At 42.4% G+C, this 18,248-nt stretch carries 16 protein-coding genes and 1 pseudogene; 3 read left to right on the top strand and 14 right to left on the bottom strand.

The window, feature by feature from the left end; translation table 11 throughout:
• Positions 1 to 63: 63 nt before the first annotated feature.
• From clpP to DWW86_RS06835, 3 genes are all read right to left on the bottom strand, one after another.
• Positions 64 to 645 (bottom strand): ATP-dependent Clp endopeptidase proteolytic subunit ClpP, encoded by a 582-nt coding sequence (gene clpP, locus DWW86_RS06845; RefSeq protein WP_015542128.1) that lies wholly within the window; start codon positions 643 to 645, stop codon positions 64 to 66.
• Between the two features lie 51 nt (positions 646 to 696).
• Positions 697 to 1,983, bottom strand: a complete 1,287-nt coding sequence (gene tig, locus DWW86_RS06840) for a trigger factor (protein WP_117942657.1) — start codon at positions 1,981 to 1,983, stop codon at positions 697 to 699.
• A gap of 224 nt (positions 1,984 to 2,207) precedes the next feature.
• The gene (locus tag DWW86_RS06835) at positions 2,208 to 2,765 is read right to left on the bottom strand and encodes a DJ-1 family glyoxalase III (RefSeq protein ID WP_072521855.1); all 558 of its coding nucleotides are present in this window, start codon (positions 2,763 to 2,765) and stop codon (positions 2,208 to 2,210) included.
• Positions 2,766 to 2,906: 141 nt separating this feature from the next.
• On the opposite strand from DWW86_RS06835, the gene DWW86_RS06830 reads away from it, so the two are divergent.
• Positions 2,907 to 3,362, top strand: a complete 456-nt coding sequence (locus DWW86_RS06830) for a CYTH domain-containing protein (protein WP_117942656.1) — start codon at positions 2,907 to 2,909, stop codon at positions 3,360 to 3,362.
• A gap of 144 nt (positions 3,363 to 3,506) precedes the next feature.
• On the opposite strand, the gene DWW86_RS06820 is transcribed toward DWW86_RS06830, so the two are convergent.
• From DWW86_RS06820 to DWW86_RS06775, 11 genes and pseudogenes are all read right to left on the bottom strand, one after another.
• The gene (locus DWW86_RS06820; RefSeq protein ID WP_117942655.1) at positions 3,507 to 5,063 is read right to left on the bottom strand and encodes an ABC-F family ATP-binding cassette domain-containing protein; all 1,557 of its coding nucleotides are present in this window, start codon (positions 5,061 to 5,063) and stop codon (positions 3,507 to 3,509) included.
• 220 nt (positions 5,064 to 5,283) lie between these two features.
• Positions 5,284 to 6,582 (bottom strand): dicarboxylate/amino acid:cation symporter, encoded by a 1,299-nt coding sequence (locus DWW86_RS06815; RefSeq protein WP_117942654.1) that lies wholly within the window; start codon positions 6,580 to 6,582, stop codon positions 5,284 to 5,286.
• 1 nt (position 6,583) lies between these two features.
• Positions 6,584 to 7,435 carry a dTDP-4-dehydrorhamnose reductase gene (gene rfbD / locus DWW86_RS06810; protein WP_117942653.1) on the bottom strand — a complete coding sequence of 284 codons (852 nt, stop codon included), beginning with the start codon at positions 7,433 to 7,435 and terminating at the stop codon, positions 6,584 to 6,586.
• Between the two features lie 243 nt (positions 7,436 to 7,678).
• The gene (locus tag DWW86_RS06805) at positions 7,679 to 8,698 is read right to left on the bottom strand and encodes an N-acetylmuramoyl-L-alanine amidase family protein (RefSeq protein ID WP_117942652.1); all 1,020 of its coding nucleotides are present in this window, start codon (positions 8,696 to 8,698) and stop codon (positions 7,679 to 7,681) included.
• Positions 8,699 to 8,940: 242 nt separating this feature from the next.
• On the bottom strand, positions 8,941 to 9,999 hold the full coding sequence (locus DWW86_RS06800; protein WP_117942651.1) for an FUSC family protein: 1,059 nt from the start codon (positions 9,997 to 9,999) through the stop codon (positions 8,941 to 8,943).
• A gap of 554 nt (positions 10,000 to 10,553) precedes the next feature.
• The gene (locus tag DWW86_RS17315) at positions 10,554 to 10,928 is read right to left on the bottom strand and encodes a DUF6930 domain-containing protein (RefSeq protein WP_502696638.1); all 375 of its coding nucleotides are present in this window, start codon (positions 10,926 to 10,928) and stop codon (positions 10,554 to 10,556) included.
• Between the two features lie 165 nt (positions 10,929 to 11,093).
• Positions 11,094 to 11,500, bottom strand: a pseudogene (locus DWW86_RS17310) (DUF7309 domain-containing protein); the annotation flags it as partial.
• A gap of 246 nt (positions 11,501 to 11,746) precedes the next feature.
• On the bottom strand, positions 11,747 to 12,547 hold the full coding sequence (locus DWW86_RS06790) for a hypothetical protein (RefSeq protein WP_117942650.1): 801 nt from the start codon (positions 12,545 to 12,547) through the stop codon (positions 11,747 to 11,749).
• A 772-nt stretch (positions 12,548 to 13,319) separates the two neighbouring features.
• Positions 13,320 to 13,712: a 30S ribosomal protein S9 gene (rpsI, locus tag DWW86_RS06785; RefSeq protein ID WP_072521862.1), complete on the bottom strand. Its 393-nt coding sequence runs from the start codon at positions 13,710 to 13,712 to the stop codon at positions 13,320 to 13,322.
• Positions 13,713 to 13,728: 16 nt separating this feature from the next.
• Complete coding sequence (gene rplM, locus DWW86_RS06780; protein ID WP_015542118.1) at positions 13,729 to 14,157, bottom strand: 50S ribosomal protein L13; 429 nt, start codon at positions 14,155 to 14,157, stop codon at positions 13,729 to 13,731.
• Between the two features lie 267 nt (positions 14,158 to 14,424).
• Positions 14,425 to 15,360 carry a DMT family transporter gene (locus tag DWW86_RS06775; protein WP_286187662.1) on the bottom strand — a complete coding sequence of 312 codons (936 nt, stop codon included), beginning with the start codon at positions 15,358 to 15,360 and terminating at the stop codon, positions 14,425 to 14,427.
• 212 nt (positions 15,361 to 15,572) lie between these two features.
• On the opposite strand from DWW86_RS06775, the gene DWW86_RS06770 reads away from it, so the two are divergent.
• Positions 15,573 to 16,136 (top strand): TetR/AcrR family transcriptional regulator, encoded by a 564-nt coding sequence (locus tag DWW86_RS06770; protein WP_117942649.1) that lies wholly within the window; start codon positions 15,573 to 15,575, stop codon positions 16,134 to 16,136.
• Positions 16,137 to 16,453: 317 nt separating this feature from the next.
• Entirely contained in the window at positions 16,454 to 18,238 is a 1,785-nt protein-coding gene (locus DWW86_RS06765; protein WP_502696637.1) for an oleate hydratase, read from the top strand.
• Positions 18,239 to 18,248: the final 10 nt, after the last annotated feature.

Raw genomic sequence — 18,248 nt, 5'->3', positions numbered from 1 at the left:
GTTTCCTTTCAGTTTGATATGGCACAAAAGGAACCCCCTGAAAAGAGGTTCCTTCTGTCTGCTTTATTTATGCTCGACAACACCATCGATCAGTCCGTATGCCTTTGCTTCTTCAGCAGTCATATAATTATCGCGGTCTGTGTCTTTTTCCACTACTTCGTAAGGCTGTCCTGTGTTTTCTGCCAGGATCTCATTCAAAGTCCGTTTCGTCTGGGCAATGTGATCAGCCACGATCTGAATCTCGGTTGCCTGACCCTGTGCTCCGCCTGACGGCTGATGAATCATGATCGTTGAGTGTGGCAGGGCATATCTCTTGCCCTTTGTTCCGCCTGCCAGAAGGAAAGCTCCCATGCTGGCTGCCATTCCGAGACAGATTGTAGAAACATCACACTTAATGTATTTCATGGTATCATAAATAGCCATGCCTGCAGTTACAGAACCACCCGGGCTGTTGATATATAACTGAATATCCTTGCTCGGATCCTCTGCCTCAAGAAACAGAAGCTGTGCCACGATAATGCTTGCACTTACATCATTTACTTCCTCTCCAAGAAAGATAATACGGTCTTTCAGAAGACGGGAGTAAATGTCATAGCTTCTTTCTCCTCTGCTTGTCTGTTCAATGACATATGGTACTAAACTCATATATAAATGCCTCCATTCGTCGATTCCAGTGGTTCAGGATCTAACGTCTGCTCAGGCTTCCTTTGCTTCGTCAGCAATGAGAGTTACGGCTTTCTGTACAGCCATATCTTTCTTCATCTGCTCTAACTCGCGGTCACCAAGCAGTTCTTTGATCTTCTCCACTTCCATCTTGTATGCATCAGCCATTTTCTTGAATTCTTCTTCAACTTCTTCTTCTGTTGGCTGAATGTTTTCAACTTCTGCGATCTTTTCAAGAACAAGTCTTGTCTGGATTCTCTTGAGAGCCTGCGGTTTCATTTCTTCCTGCATCTTGTCAAGAGTCATTCCTGTAAACTGGAAGTACTGTTCCATGGTAAGTCCCTGAGACTGCATTCTTCTTGAGAAATCATCCAGCATCTGACGAACCTGTGTATTCAGCATAGCGTCCGGAATATCCATCTCAGCGTTTTCGATTGCTTTATCTACTGCTGCATTTTCTTTTGCAGTACGTGCAGCTTTTTCTTTCTTTTCTGTCAGGTTTTTCTTAACGTCTTCTTTGTACTCTGCAAGAGTGTCAAATTCAGAAACGTCCTGTGCGAAATCATCGTCAAGTTCCGGAAGCTCTTTTGCTTCTACTTTCTTAACGTCACACTGGAATACAGCTTCTTTGCCTGCAAGCTCTTTTGCCTGATATTCTTCCGGGAATGTAACCTTAACTTCTACGTGATCACCTGCTTTGGAGCCAACGAGCTGATCTTCGAATCCCGGGATGAAAGAATTGGAACCAAGTGTCAGCGGGTAATCTGTACCTTTGCCGCCTTCAAATGCTTCTCCTTCAACAAATCCTTCGAAGTCGATTGTTGTGATGTCGCCGTTTTCTGCTCCACGGTCTTCAACTGTAACTGTTCTGGAGTTTTTCTCCTGCTCTTTCTTCAGCTCAGCATCAACGTCTTCGTCTGTTACTTCTGTCTCAGACTTCGGAACTTCTACACCTTTGTACTCACCAAGAGTAACTTCCGGTTTAACAGCAACTTCTGCTGTGAAGATGAATGCTTTTTCTGGCTCAGCCTGTGTTACATCGATTTCCGGCTGGGAAACGATTTCAAGATCACATTCTTCCAGTGCTTTGCTGTAGTGCTCCGGAATAAGAGCGTTTGCAGCGTCTTCAAGGAAGATTCCTTTTCCGTACATCTGCTCGATCATTTTTCTCGGTGCTTTACCTTTACGGAAGCCAGGAAGAGTGATTCTTCCTTTTGCTTTCTGGTATGCAGCCTGCATAGCTTTCTCTAAATCTTCAGCAGAAACCTCGATTGTCAGTTTCGCCATGTTTTTTTCCAGTTTTTCCACCTGTAAACTCATGTTTCCTGTTCCTCCTTAATTTTCAGGTTAGATCTCTTATATTGTAACCGTTCTGTACTTCTGCAGTTACTTATATTCTAACTTTTCCTTTATTCCTGCGCCTTCTGGCGGCATCAGGCAACTGTATCTCCATATAATGAGATACAATTACAGTCATTATCGTAGTATAGCACAATGTCTTTAAAAACACCAGTATTTTTTTATGAAAAAGCCTTGTTTTTCCTTTATTTTCGGCTATATACCACGGATTCCGCAATTTCATCCGCTGTTTTTTCACCTAGAAGCTGTCCAATCAGGCTGAGCGCGAAGTCAACCGCCGTTCCGAGGCCGCGGCTCGTTGTGACATTGCCGTCGATGACAACACTGTCCAGAGAACGCTCTGCTCCTTTTAATCCGTCCATGCAGGATGGATATGCGGTCGCTTTTCTGCCCTCAAGAAATCCCAGTGCGGCAAATACGGTCGGTGCTGCACAGATGGCTGCGACCTTTTTGCCCTGTTTATAAAAATCTGTCAGGAGGTCACAGAGCGGCTGATATTCTCCGAGATATTTTGTGCCCGGCATGCCACCCGGGATTACAAGCATGTCCGCATCAGAAAAATCGGTTTCTTTAAAAACAAGATCTGTCTGCATATGGATTCCGTGAGAAGTGGTGATGTCCCTGATGTCCTTAATAGAAACTGTCTTTATATCGATCTGTGCGCGGCGCATCAGATCGACTACAGTCAGTCCTTCAATGTCTTCAAATCCGTCTGCCAGAAAAATATATACTTTTTTGCTCATAAAAAATTCCTCCCTTATTGACATATTGGCTTTGCTGCCTGCCCGTTGTTTTATTGCCATTCTGTCATTCAGTATAGCATTTCACGTCCAAAAGGGATATACTAAATCTGAAAATATCATAATTTATCAAGGAGTTTTACTATGGAAATCGAAAGAAAATATCTGATAGAAAAAGAACAGCTTCCGGCAGATCTTGCATCTTATCCGTTTCATAAGATCGAGCAGGGATATCTCTGTACTTCACCTGTCGTTCGCATCCGCAGACAGGATGACGATTATTTTCTCACTTACAAATCAAAAGGCCTCATGGCCAGAGAGGAATATAATCTTCCGCTGACGCAGGAGGCCTATGAACATCTGAAATCTAAGGCAGACGGTCTTGTCATCTCCAAGACACGTTATCTGATTCCGGAAAAAAACGGTCTGACGATCGAGCTCGACGTTTTTCATAAAGATTATGAGGGACTGCTTCTGGCAGAAGTAGAATTTCCATCCGAAGAAGCAGCGAATTCCTACACACCGCCGGCATGGTTCGGACGTGATGTTACCTTCTCTTCCGATTATCATAACAGTACATTGAGCAAGGGCAGGAAATAATCCCGCCCTTACTTTTATTTACATTCTGTTTTCTCTGTTATCTCATCTTTGCTTCTTTGTATCTGGCAACATTGTAGATTCCCTCGTTAAAATGTTTCCTTATTCTGTGGTTGATTTCTTTATGCATAAAGGCCTTCCCCGTACTTAAAAGATTTTGGTGGTCCACTTGCTCATATCCCAGACCTCATTTACCACATCCTGATAAAACTCCGGTTCATGGCAGATCAGAAGGATACTGCCCCTGTATTCCTTAAGTGCACTTTTCAGCGCATCCTTTGCATCTACATCAAGGTGGTTGGTCGGCTCATCCAGAAGCAGGACATTTGTGTCTCTGTTTACAAGCTTGCACAGACGTACCTTCGCCTGCTCACCACCACTTAAGACACGTACCTGGCTCTCGATATGTTTGGTAGTCAGTCCGCATTTCGCAAGGGCTGAACGGATCTCATACTGTGTATAAGACGGAAATTCCTGCCAGAGTTCCTCGATACAGGTTGTCTTATTGTCGCCTTTTACTTCTTGCTCAAAATAGCCAAGTTCCAGATTTTCACCTCGTTCGCAGTTTCCTTTGAGTGCCGGGATCAGTCCGAGAATACTCTTTAAAAGTGTCGTTTTTCCGATTCCGTTTGTTCCGACCAGTGCGATCTTCTGTCCACGCTCCATGGTAAAATTCAATGGTCTGGACAGCGGCTCATCATAACCGATCACAAGGTCATGCGTCTCAAACAGCATTTTTCCCGGAGTACGTCCATAACGGAAATTAAACTCCGGCTTCGGCTTTTCTGCTGCCAGCTCGATCACATTCATCTTGTCCAGCTTTTTCTGACGGGACATCGCCATGTTTCTGGTGGAAACACGTGCTTTGTTTCTTGCAACAAAATCTTTCAGTTCGCTGATTTCCTGCTGCTGACGACGGTATGCCGCTTCCAGCTGTGCTTTCTTCACTGCATACACTTCCTGGAAATGATCGTAGTCGCCGACATAACGGTTCAGTTCCTGATTCTCCATATGATAGATGATATTTACTACCTCATTGAGAAACGGGATATCATGTGAGATCAGAATAAATGCGTTTTCATAATCAAGAAGATAGCGTTTCAGCCACGCAATATGTTCTTCATCAAGATAGTTGGTCGGCTCATCCAGAAGCAGGATATCCGGTTTTTCCAGAAGGAGTTTGCCAAGAAGGACTTTTGTTCTCTGTCCGCCACTCAGGTCTGTAACATCACGGTCAAGTCCCAGATCCAGAAGCCCGAGTGCTCTTGCAACTTCTTCGACTTTGGAATCAATGACATAAAAATCATGTAATGTCAGTTCATCCTGAATTGTTCCCAGTTCTTCCATCAGGACATTCATTTCTTCTTCATCCGCACTTCCGAGAAGATCACAGATTTCATTCATTCTCTGTTCTTTCTGAAGGAGCGGGTCAAAAGCAGATTTCAGCACTTCCTGGATCGTCATTCCTTTTTCCAGAACCGCATGCTGATCGAGATAACCTGCGCGGACGTTTTTGGCCCATTCTACCTTGCCCTCATCCGGCATCAGTTTTCCGGTAACAATACTCATAAAAGTAGACTTACCTTCGCCATTCGCGCCGACAAGTCCGATATGCTCTCCTTTCAGGAGTCTGAAAGAAACATCTGCGAAGATTGCTCTGTCACCAAAGCCATGTGTCAGATGTTCAACATTCAATATACTCATATTTATTCTCGCTTTCGTTAAAGTGATATGTGTGGATTCCTGCCGGAATTTATTCCTCGGTAATCCGGCTCTCTCGTATTATAGCCGAAGCTCTGTGACGAATGCAACCTGTTTTGTGTTTGCGTTATTCACCAAATCCATCTATTTTGCACATATGGTGCAAAAAACGGCCGCACACTTCCTGTGTACAGCCGTTTTTGCTGAAATCAATGTAAAAAGATTATGCTGTTTCGTTAAATACTTTTTTGTCCAGCGCGCCATTCTGATGTGCAACGATAGTTGTGCAGACAGCATCACCTGTAATGTTGACTGCAGTTCTGGTCATATCCAGGATACGGTCAATACCCATGATGAGACCGATTGCCTCAACCGGAAGGCCTACGGAGTTAAATACCATAGTCAGGGTTACAAGACCAACGCTCGGAACACCTGCCGTACCTACAGAGGCAAGTGTTGCAGTTCCGATAACCGTCACGTAATCCATCGGACTTAAATGAATACCGAATGCCTGGGCTGCAAAAACTACAGCCACACCCTGCATGATGGAAGTACCATCCATGTTGATGGTCGCACCCAGCGGAATAGTAAAGGACGAAATCTTCTTGGATACGCCGACTTTTTTGGACAGCGTATCAATAGACATAGGAATGGTCGCATTAGACGTTGCAGTAGAAAATGCGAATGCCATAACCGGGAAAAATTTCTTGATGAACCGAATCGGATTCAGACCTGTAAAGACCTTGAGCAGGATCTGATATACGCCGAAACACTGAATAGCCAGTGCCAGCAATACACCGATCATATACTTCGCCAGCGGGATAAATGCACTGAAACCGATATTCGCAAATGTACGGCTGATCAGACAGAATACACCGATTGGGGCAAGGCTCATGATCATCATGGTCATTTCCATCATGATATCATTAAACTGGCTGAAGAAGTTTGCAACTGTCTCTGCACGCTCGCCCATTTTTGCAAGAATCACACCGACGATCAATGCAAATACGATAACCTGAAGCATGCTTCCGCTTGCCAGAGAATTGATCGGGTTGTCCGGAATGATATTCAGGATCGTATCGGTAAGCGATGTTGCTTCCATGGTTTCTACAGAAGCTGCCGAAGACTGAATCGCGCTCATATCAAGGCCGACACCAGGATTGATCAGATTACCGACACCAAGTGCAACGCAAACTGCCATTGCTGTAGTTGCAAGATAAAATACCAGGGTTCTCACACCCACCGTACCGAGTTTTTTTGTATCTCCAATTGCCATACTTCCGCAGACCAGAGAGCAGAATACCAGCGGTACAACCAGCATCTTCATCAGACGGATAAATCCCTGTCCAATGACATAGAGAACACCTTCAATAATTACATCTTTTTTGAAACTGCTGTCCGGAACCAGATAGCAGAGCACGATACCAAGAATTGCTCCCGCGATCAGCGCGATAAAGATCTTGGTCGTCAGCCCTATCGCTTTTTTGTTCGGAGTTTTTGCTTGTGTGTTTTTTTCTTTCATTTTAACCCTCCGTTCTCTCATCCATGTATTCTTTCAGGGACTCTTTCCATTCCGGCATATCATACATTTCAATAATACGAAGAATAAAATTGTCCAGAACTGCATATGGCGGTCTGACAGATGAAAGGTCTGACTGCTCGGTAGGAACAGCTTTAAGTTCGATTGTTTTGCCGGCAAGTCTTAATATCTCCTGTGCAAACTCATAACGGTTACAGATACCGCTGCAGGTCACGTGATATGTTCCATATTCATTTGTGCTGATCAGATACAGAATCATTCTTGCAAGATCTTTGGCGCTGGTTGGAGAACCAAACTGGTCTGATGCCACAGAAAGTGCTTTTCCGGACTCTGCCGCTTCCAGTACACGGTTTACAAAGTTGCGTCCACCGTGTCCGTATACCCAGTTACTGCGGATGACAAAGTGTTTGTGTGTAAATTCTTTTACATAATTTTCGCCGGCTCTTTTAGATCTGCCATATACAGTCAGCGGATTCGTATCATCAAACTCTGTATACGGTTTCTTACTCTGTCCGTCAAATACGTCATCTGTAGAAAGCTGAACGATTTTTGATCCACATTTACGTGCAACGATACTTAAGTTTCTTGCACCAAGTGCATTGACACGGTATGCATGTTCCGGATTTTCCTCACACTCATCAGTATCTGTGATACCTGTACAGTTGATGATCACATCCGGTCTGTTGACAGTACCGAAATTGATAACTTCATCTGTGTCCGTAATATCCAATTCATTGACATCCGTATTCAGTGCCTCAATCTGCATCGGATCCAGTACATCATTCAGTGCACGTCCGATCTGTCCGCCGGCACCTGCAATCCATACTTTTAACATCTCTTTTACCTCCCTAACATAAAAGAAGCGTTGATTCAGATCAAAATCAACGCCCTTTAATCTTTATATCTTTTAAAATTTTAGCAAGTCAAAGTATTTCTGTCAAGAAAAAGTGCACTACAGGCAGATATTCCCACCCGCCGCACTTTTCTTATTCTTCCTGCGCTTTTCAGAATCTTCTCAACTCTCTTTGGCGTAGTTGCAGGCATACCTCCTGTTTATTTTTATATGCATTCAGAGACATCACTGTCCCAGTAAATACGCTTTGATTCCATTTGCCATCCCATTTACCATCTTTTTCTGGTAGGCCGCATTCTGCATACGGCGGTCTTCCGCCGGATTGGACATATATCCAAGTTCGATCAGTGTCGTCGGTACCTTACTCCAGTTGTTTCCGCTCATTGTATCCGTCTCCCAGATATATTCTTTGCGGCATCCGGTCTCTTTTACATAGGCATTCAGGACAGCTTTTGAAAGATTATAAGATTGTTTATACATACTTGATGAAACAAATCGATTTCTTCTGGTCACGCAGATTGTCATGGCTCCGGTCACACTGGAAGAATCCACACCATTTGCGTGAATACGCAGATATACATTTGCTTTTGCTCTGTTTGCAATTTGTGCTCTCTGTGCGCAGCTTAATGCCGTCCGATTGTCTTTGCGTGTCAGAATTACTTTGCAGCCCTGTCTTATGAGAACTGCCTGCAGCTTCTTCGCTATATTTAAAGTAAGTGCATATTCCTCGACCCCGGTTACCACTCCATCTGTCCCGGAATTATCCTTTGCTTTCTTCTCCGAAGATCCAGGTCCCAGTGGTTCATAGCCACGCGCCACATTTCCGGAATGTCCCGGATCAAGTACAACTACCGGTGTCCATGCGCCATATTTATCAATTCTTCTTCCATGATAAATACGATTTCTTACCATCTTTCCTGTTGCTTTATGAAAAAGGCGGTAACGATTTCTGGCATACTGCCAACCGGTTTTTATCCGGCCTTTCGAATCAAAAAAATAATAATCACTTCCTATTTTACAAAATCCCGTCAGAATTCTTCCGTTTTTGTAGTATCTTCTTCTGAGCCCCTTTCCTCTCCATCCGGTAAACCGTGTCGCAGTTTTGCCGGAAGAAGTCGATGCTGCCTGTACAGTTTTTGTTGTGGCCAAATCGATGGGCAAGAGATTCGAGTCTGTCCCGTTTATGGCACTGCACAGCATCAGAAGAAACAAAAGCAGGCTGAGATGACGTTTTATTCTTTTCATACGAGGTTCCTTCCTGTTCGTGTTGTATTTTAGTGTTGTATTTTCATATTATGTAACTGTTCAGTACCCTCACAGTCACGAGTCAAAATGCATTCCCAATCACCTCTCGGGATACTACCTTCTGAATAGTTACCATATTATACTGAAGAGCTGTCCATAACTTGTGAACAGCTCTTCATACTTTCTTTTAATATTCTCACATATCGCATGTAATTTCAACTACGATTTTCCTGGCCCCAGTTTCAGGCTTCTGCGTCTTTTCTTTCTCCACAAGCGTCTGTCAGTCTGTCAATCACTTTGTTACAGATTACTGTGTAAAATGCGCCGAACACATTCATTCCGACTCGAAGCGCTACTGCCATCGGCATCCCAAACAGACCTGCTGCAATCGAAAGTGCTCCGAATGTATTAAACGCGGTCTGCCATGCGTAACCTGCTGAATAGCCGACACCGATTCCTCCGATCATTCCGATATACGGGTACATAGATTCCGGTAAAATCAGGTATAGTGCGATAAACAATACACATCCGACAATGTTAAACTGCCATCTTTTTCCTGACCTGGCGATGCAGTCATCTGTAAAAGGAAGGCACACGGACATACAGGCAATTCCTGCCCACATTGCTCTCGGCAACCCCAAAAGAGACACAATCAGCATTGCACTTGAAACGATCAGTGTCAATTTCAGATACCATCTGCCTCTTGCAGAATGAAGGTCAAATTCACGGAACAGATCCGGAAAACTTCTTCTGTACGGACGGTTTTTCTGATTTTTATAAAAGATAATCATACAGAGAACCATTCCGACTGCAAGTCCTTCGACTCTCTTTATGTATTCCGCACCGGTCACGTCATATCCCAGCAGCAAAAGATATCCCAGCACAAACGTCGAATGATTATACATGATCACATTATGACATCCCAATATCATCAGAAGAAGGATGGCTGCTGTATTTACCGCAAATGCCCCGATCGGATTAAGGGTGTTGGAAAATCGCGGCGCAATCATAAGAATCACAAAAATCCCCATAATGCTGACCAGTCCATGTGTCGTTTTGATTCCGAAATCCGCCTGCCTGAGCACAAGCACAGCAAGCAGTACTGTTACTCCCACAACGCTGTTGTCACTTCCGGTCAGATTTGTGTACAGCGTCACCACCGCCACACAGAATGCCATCACAAGGTATACCTTGAAATTATAGATCAGAATATGGCGGCGTTTCTCCTTTGGGTCTGCGGTATTTTTGATCAGTTGTTTCGAACCCACCGAACTCAGCTGAAGTTCCTGATAAAAAGTCATAAGTCTCGCTCCTTTTCTTGCAAAGTGTAGAGAACTATACCGCAAATCCGCCGGAAGGTCAAGAGGAGATTTTCAATTGGACTTTTCTGTAATGGCTCTGTCTGTGATTTGTGGACTTAGCATCTATTTACTCATTCTTAGGGTATCCAATTTCAAGGCAGTTTTTGACTCACTTTGCACTTACCCTTCCCTGGACCATCCAATCCCAGATCAGTTTTTGACTCACTTTGCACTTACCCTTCCCTGGACCATCCAGTTTACAAGGATTTTGTTGACTTTGCATGTACTTTCCCATACTATAGTCATTCACAGCCGTGATTTTCGTGTACTTTTAACAAACTTACTGATTTACAGGTCATTTTTCACATGAATTTCTGTTGGTCGCAGCTAGGCTTCCCCTCCCACAGGTCATTCCCAAACCGTAGTTACAAAGCTGAACAACTCTTACTTTTTTTCATTAGACAGGTCTATCCTGAATTTGTATTTACCTGCTCTGTCATATCCTTTTCCCAGGTCATTCATATTCTGCCGGTCCGTACAGTCGACTTTCCTTTTTACATAAATCTCCTCATTCCTTCGCAAAACTCTTCTATAATCGGCAATTTTTTTACCCGTCTTAATTTAATCCCACATATCTGGCAGATTTGCTGCACTCCAGCTTCAACTAAAATATTCGATACTCTCACTTCTTTTGGTGCACCATACTGAAAAATAAATCCTATCAATTCTTCTGCCAGAGAAACAATGGTATCATCCTCCGGTTGCTGCAATTCACATTTCAGCATCATTCCAGATTTAGCATCCGCAATCATGCAAGTCGCCGGATTAGCAGGTCGCTTATATTTTTTATCATTCACCGAAACTCCAAGAATTGCTATATCTGCTTCTAAAACAGCATTACATTTTGATGCTTTTCTCAAATCTGCCATCAATTCCTCATCTGTAATAATCAGATTTCCAAATTGGAATGATGAAAATGGTAGTGGTTTAGCACCAAAATTCCATGACTTTTTATCTTCTCCAAACTCAAAATAGTACATTTCACCCTTTTCGAAATCCACATCAACCTGTACACTTTCATATTGTTGCAATGCTAATTCCAGATTAAGAAAATAATTAGTCATTCGAATAACTTCATCCTGATTCAGATTATAGGGATAATACCCTGCCTCAAAAGACTGAAAATATAACCATTGGTTCTTTCCTCTGTATTTATATCCCATTTCTTTGATATTTTTCTCTGTTTATCCGTTAATTCCTCTCTGTTACCCCAATAACATGTTAGATTATTTTGCGAAAACATAACATACTCTATCGGCAGATTTAGCTGCTCCTGCATTGTAAGCATCATGAAATCATTTAGTCCTTCATATCCTTCATATACAACAATCCCATAACAGTCCCCACCATGTCCCAGTATACTGTAAAATGTTGTATCTTCTTCGTTCCCCTCCCGTATTCCGATAATGTCCAGATCCCAGAATTTATTCCATGGCTTCATTTCTTTTATTCTGGTTGCAACTTCATACAATTCTTTCCATTGCTCAATCGTAGCTTCTTTTCTCATATGTTCCCCTTTACCTTAATTCTGGATTTGAATTTCAGTTTTCTGCATACTCATATTCTTATCGTAGTCAAATACAATATTACTCCTACCTGAATTATTACATATGCACTCCAAAGCCACAACAACATTTTACAATACTTCAAATAATTTTCAAAATCATCTGCTGTAACGGTATCTACACTATAACAGATATTCCTTTACAAGACTCTCCACAACTTTCATATCCAATCCATCCTGCAAGGTCTCAAATGTCAGAATCAACTTTTGTCCTGGAAAAATCCCATTTTTCTCGTAAGTTTCAATCTTCCTGATAGCATTTCTTGCATACTCAGGATCATCCATTCTCCCATCATGTTCCCAGTAGATTTCTTCTCCTGTTTTCCGGGATAAAAATGTAAAATCCGGATAAACTATGCCAAATCCTTTCAGGAAAATTGGATGCTCGTATTTATACGAAATGCCTGCATGATAAAAATAGTCTGCCAGAATCTTCTCTGATTTTGAGCGTACACGCTCCCCTTTTGCAGTTGTTATGATCGGAATATTTTCAGCAAACGCTTTACTCCTGTACGCTTCTTTTTCCCATTCATTTAAACGCTGTTCCCATGTTGGTCGCACTGGCTGAATCAGCTTCTGTCTCTCAGGATGTTCTTTCGTATATAATTGTTCAATTTCATTATCCTCATAATCCTTCAAAAGTCTTCGAAGCTGCTCCAGACGTTTCTTCACCAGATTGCGCAGTTTATTGTCATATGTATTTTGCGCCAGTCTGATCGGAAGTTCTTTGTCTACCTTTGAAATATAGATATCCTTTTTCTTATTATTTTCATTCGGAAAATGATGAAAGTAACGTACTTTATTCTTGTCCATTGAAATTCGTAAAGTCCCTTCCAGCGCATCTGCCTTCGGCTCCCCAATTCCGCTCAGAATCTCTTTCAAACACTTTTCTTCCTCTAATAATTTCTGTTTTAATCCATACATGTGGTGTCCCTCCTTTATTTTTATTGTGATTCTGTAGAACATTAGAGATTCAAATTAGAATGAACACATAAATATATGAAAGCTTGATTATTTCATTGATTTATTTAAAATACATCTGAATTGCAGTCATTTTTACATGAATCGTGTTGACTTGTTTTAGGCTTACTCCTACGTAAATCATCCGATTTTCCATTATAAACATGTTCGGTGACTTTCAGATAACTTCCTCTTCCCGTAGCACACCATTTCCGGCACTTTTATGGACTTCCATAGCACTTACTCTTCTATAGATCATCTGATTTACATTCATTTTTTGACCTGTTCAATACATACTCATCTTCAGACCATCCAGTTTACAAGTATTTTGTTGACTTTGCATGTATTTTCCCATACTATGGTCATTCACAGCCGTGATTTTCGTGTACTTTTAACAAACTTACTTATTTACAGGTCATTTCTCACCTGAATTTCTGTTGGTCTATCCTGTATCTACTTTTTTCCAGGTCATTACATCCACATTACTTCGTGGAGCAGCTCTGCAAATGCTCCTGTCCGGATCATTCAAGCGTCGCGGATTTGATGAGTCAGCTTCAAGATTTCTTAAATTTAATCGTTACTAACCGGTAATAATTTTTTTGGGGAATAGAGATATTAGAGATATTAGAAATAATTGGAATGTTTTTAGAAAAACCCCGGAACCAAAGATTCCGGGGCCTGATGATTTCCGTATTTGATAACAAACTTGAAAAGCTCTGCTCTTCTTCGTTCCTGATTATCGTTTAGAGAACTGAGGTGCTCTACGAGCTGCTTTGAGACCGTATTTCTTACGTTCTTTCATACGTGGATCACGAGTAAGGAATCCAGCAGCTTTAAGAACTGGTCTGTATTCAGCGTCTGCTTCAAGAAGGGCTCTTGCAACACCATGTCTGATGGCACCAGCCTGTCCTGTGTATCCGCCGCCTGTTACGTTAACGAGAACGTCAAATTTGCCTTCTGTTTCTGTTGCAGCAAATGGCTGACGAACGATAACTTTCAGAGTCTCTAATCCGAAGTATTCGTCGATATCTCTTTTATTAATTGTGATTTTGCCTGTACCAGGTGTAAGGTAAACTCTTGCGATTGATTTTTTTCTTCTTCCTGTTCCGTAGAATTTTGCGCTAGCCAATGTCTCCTACCTCCTATTAAAATGTTAAGGTTTCCGGTTTCTGAGCTTCATGTTTGTGCTCTGGTCCGGCATAAACGAAAAGTTTCTTGTACATGGTTCTTCCCAGAGGTCCTTTTGGAAGCATACCTTTAACTGCCAGCTCAACAACCTTTTCCGGTTTCTTAGCCATCATTTCTTTTAATGTGGTCTCTTTCATTCCACCAACATAGTCGGAGTGATGATAATAAATCTTCTGGTCCATTTTCTTACCAGTAACTTTTACTTTGTCAGCGTTAACGATGATTACATAATCACCTGTATCAACGTGTGGTGTAAACTGAGGTTTGTTCTTTCCTCTTAAAACGCTAGCAACACCAGATGCCAGACGGCCCAGTGTACAGCCTTCAGCGTCAACTACATACCATTTTCTTTCGATTTTATCTGGATTAGCCATATAAGTCTGCATGGTTTTACCTCCTGTTATTTATCAACGATAGTTTGTTTAATCACGGTCTCCCGTAATATCATGTATAAAATTTCCTGGTGAACAGCGCAAATCTATATACTGCGGAAATGTCCGAAACCGCTGATAAAAACACCTTTGCCGGGGCTTTGGCTTAAGTGTTATCGCACTATGTCACATTGGGTTATTTTACTATAATGCCCTTTGCATGTCAACAGTTATTTCCGATTTTTTTACAATTTTTTTACGCTATACATTGCAGATTATTATCTATGAACGGTTTCCACTATTTACCACATAAATTCCAACGCACACAAGAAAGAGTGAAAGCAGTCCCAACAGCCCGGATGCCTGATCTGTTTCTCCCAGCAGAAGCGCCGAAAGAAGAACTCCAAATACAGGATTCATAAATCCAAATACTGTAACTTTCGAAACAGGATTATATTTCAGAAGGATTCCCCAGAGCGAATAAGCTACTGCCGAAACCATTGCCAGATAAATCAGCAGTCCGATTCCTGCCGATGTCACTTTTATAATATGTCCACCCATAGCACATCCTGTTGCCATAAGCACTATCCCACCAATGATAAACTGATAAGCACTGAGCATAACCGGATTAAATTTCTGTGAAAATTTCTTTACAAATACAGAAGAAAATGCATAAGCGATCGTAGAAAAGAAAATTGCCCCCTCTCCTGCCAGGCTGAACTGAAAATTCATCCCGTTCAGATTTATCAGAACGACTCCTGCAAAACCCAGAACACATCCAACGATTTTTCTTGATGTGATCTTTTCCTGATGAAACAAAACACCTGCCACCAGAATTGCAATGAACACATTTATGGCTTCTATGATAGAAGCTTTTACTCCACTGGTATGCGCAAGTCCCATATAAAAGAAAAAGTACTGAATGATCGTCTGAAGAAGACTCAGCCAGACAATTTCTTTTACCGCCTTTTTTTCCGGCCACAAAAAACTGCCTTCCATCACACTTCCAATTCCAACCGCCAGAATTCCTGCCAGCGTGAATCTGCATCCGGCAAAAAGAATCTGTGACGCGGTGTCTGCCGCATCGACTTCAAAAAGCCTGTATCCTATTTTTATACACGGAAATGCACTTCCCCACAACAGGCAGCATAAAAGTGCTCCAAACCAGACGACAACTGTTTTTTGCATCCAGCCCCGTTTTATTTTTAATCCACTCATCAATCTCCCTCCTCTGTAGATTTTTATTGTGTCTCCACTGATACTGATTTATTGCCCGCCACCTACAGAGGTGGAGTCATTTCACATCTGATATTTTATTTTCTCACCAGCGTCAATTCCTGTCAACCTTGCTTCCATTCAATTCTCCTATTATAATGATAAGCAGTTACTGTTCACTTCCACACTCCCAACACAGAAATGGAGAATATGCCATGTCCAACATTACCAAAAAAGCTCTTATGGAGTCTCTGAAAAAACTTATGCTCCAGAAACCTTTAAACAAAATCACGATCAACGACCTGACCGCCGACTGCGGAATCAGCCGTATGGCCTTTTATTATCATTTCAGGGACATCTATGATCTCGTAGAGTGGGCATGTCTGGAAGAATCCACTAAAGCCCTGCAGGGTAAAAAAACATACGAAACATGGCAGGAAGGGCTTTTGCAGATTTTTGAAGCAGTCTACGAAAACAAAGCCTTCATTATAAATGCTTATCATGCTGTAAGCCGTGAACAGATTGAAAACTATCTTTTCCATCTCACACATGATCTCATTATGGGTGTTGTACTGGAGCAGTCAAAAGAAACCATGCTTTCCGATGCACAGAAAAATTTTATCGCTGATTTTTATAAATACAGTTTTGTCGGGATCATGCTCGACTGGATTCACCAGGGCATGAAAGATGATTACACTTCCATCTGCAACAATATGTGCACCACCATCCAGGGAAATATTACAAATTCTATCAAAAACTTTACAAATGTATCCAAATGATAAGATTTTGCTCATCCGGCATTTTTTGTCAATTGAATTGAACAGCAAATGGCAATACTATAGGAGACAGAAACAGAACAACAGAACAACAGATCATCATAAATAAATGAAAGGTGGTTTTTTATATGTCCAAAAAAAGTCTAAAACTTGGTGTTGCCCTTGTAGCCGGAGCAGGTGTTGCTGCCGTCCTCGCCAAAAATTCCAAATGTAATCCAGTCACTTCAAAGGCCCCAAACAAATCAGCTTCATCAAAAAATTCTGTAAACTCCGACTACCGCAACACAGAACGCGGAAAATACGAAAAAAACAGTAAAGGTATCTATTATACAAACGGAAACTACGAGGCTTTCGCCCGTCCGGAAAAGCCGGAAGGCGTTGACGACAAACATGCATACATCGTAGGAAGCGGACTTGCTTCTCTCGCTGCTGCCTGCTTCCTCGTCCGCGATGCACAGATGCCCGGTTCCCATATCCACATTCTGGAAGCCATGGACATTGCCGGCGGTGCCTGTGACGGAATCTTTGATCCTACACGCGGTTACGTCATGAGAGGCGGCCGTGAAATGGAAAACCATTTTGAATGCCTCTGGGATCTGTTCCGCAGCATCCCTTCAATCGAAACGCCGGATGTTTCCGTACTGGATGAATATTACTGGCTGAATAAGCATGACCCGAATTATTCTCTCTGCCGTGCAACTGTAAACCGTGGCAAAGATGCCCACACAGACGGTAAATTCAATTTAAGCCAGAAAGGCTGCATGGAGATCATGAAACTCTTCATGACAAAAGATGAAGACCTCTATGATAAGACCATCGAAGATGTTTTCGACGATGAAGTATTTAATTCCACCTTCTGGCTGTACTGGAGAACCATGTTCGCATTCGAAAACTGGCACAGTGCGTTAGAAATGAAGCTATATTTCCAGCGTTTCATCCATCACATTGCAGGACTTCCGGATTTCAGTGCCCTGAAATTCACCAAATACAATCAGTACGAATCCCTGATTCTTCCGATGCAGAAATATCTGGAAACTGCAGGCGTGGATTTTCAGTTCAATACCGAAGTCACCAACGTTATCTTCGAATTCAAAGAAGGCAAAAAAATTGCATCTGCGATCGAATGCAAAGTAAACGGAGTCGAAAAAGGCATCGTCCTTACTGAAAACGACCTCGTATTTGTCACAAACGGAAGCTGTACAGAAGGTACGATCTACGGTGATCAGAACCATGCGCCAAACGGTGATGCAGAAGTCCGTACAAGCGGCTGCTGGTCCCTCTGGAAAAATATCGCAGCACAGGATCCATCTTTCGGACATCCGGAAAAATTCTGCTCCGATATCAGCAAGACCAACTGGGAATCTGCAACCATCACCACACTGGATGACAAAATCATTCCTTATATCACGGATATCTGCAAACGTGATCCACGCACCGGCAAAGTTGTTACCGGCGGTATCGTAAGCTGTCAGGATTCCAAATGGCTTTTAAGCTGGACGATCAACCGTCAGGGACAGTTCAAAGATCAGGACAAAGATAAAGTCTGCGTATGGGTTTATGGTTTATTTACAGATGTACCTGGTGATTATATCAAGAAACCGATGAAAGACTGCACCGGAAAAGAAATTACCGAAGAATGGCTTTACCACCTCGGTGTGCCGGAAGACCAGATTGAAGATCTTGCAGAAAACAGTGCCGTATGCGTTCCGACCATGATGCCTTATATCACTGCATTCTTCATGCCAAGAACAAAAGGCGACCGCCCGGACGTTATCCCGGATGGATGTGTAAACTTCGCATTCCTCGGTCAGTTTGCAGATACACCACGTGACACTGTCTTCACCACAGAATACTCTGTCAGAACTGCTATGGAAGCCGTTTATGGACTTCTCGGTGTTGACCGCGGTGTACCGGAGGTATGGGGAAGCGTTTATGACATCCGCGAGCTTTTAAGCAGCAGCGTGAAGCTGATGGACGGCAAATCACCTCTGGAAATTGATTTTCCGGGAGTCGGTCTTATCAAAAAGCCCCTGCTTCACTTTATCAAAGGAACTGTGATTGAAAAAGTGCTCAGGGATTATGAGGTCCTGAAAGACGGAATGTGATTCTTATAAA

It is taken from the genome of Ruminococcus sp. AF17-22AC, from assembly GCF_003460065.1.
Classification (GTDB): domain Bacteria; phylum Bacillota; class Clostridia; order Lachnospirales; family Lachnospiraceae; genus Blautia_A.
This window is presented reverse-complemented; position numbering and strand designations above follow the sequence as displayed.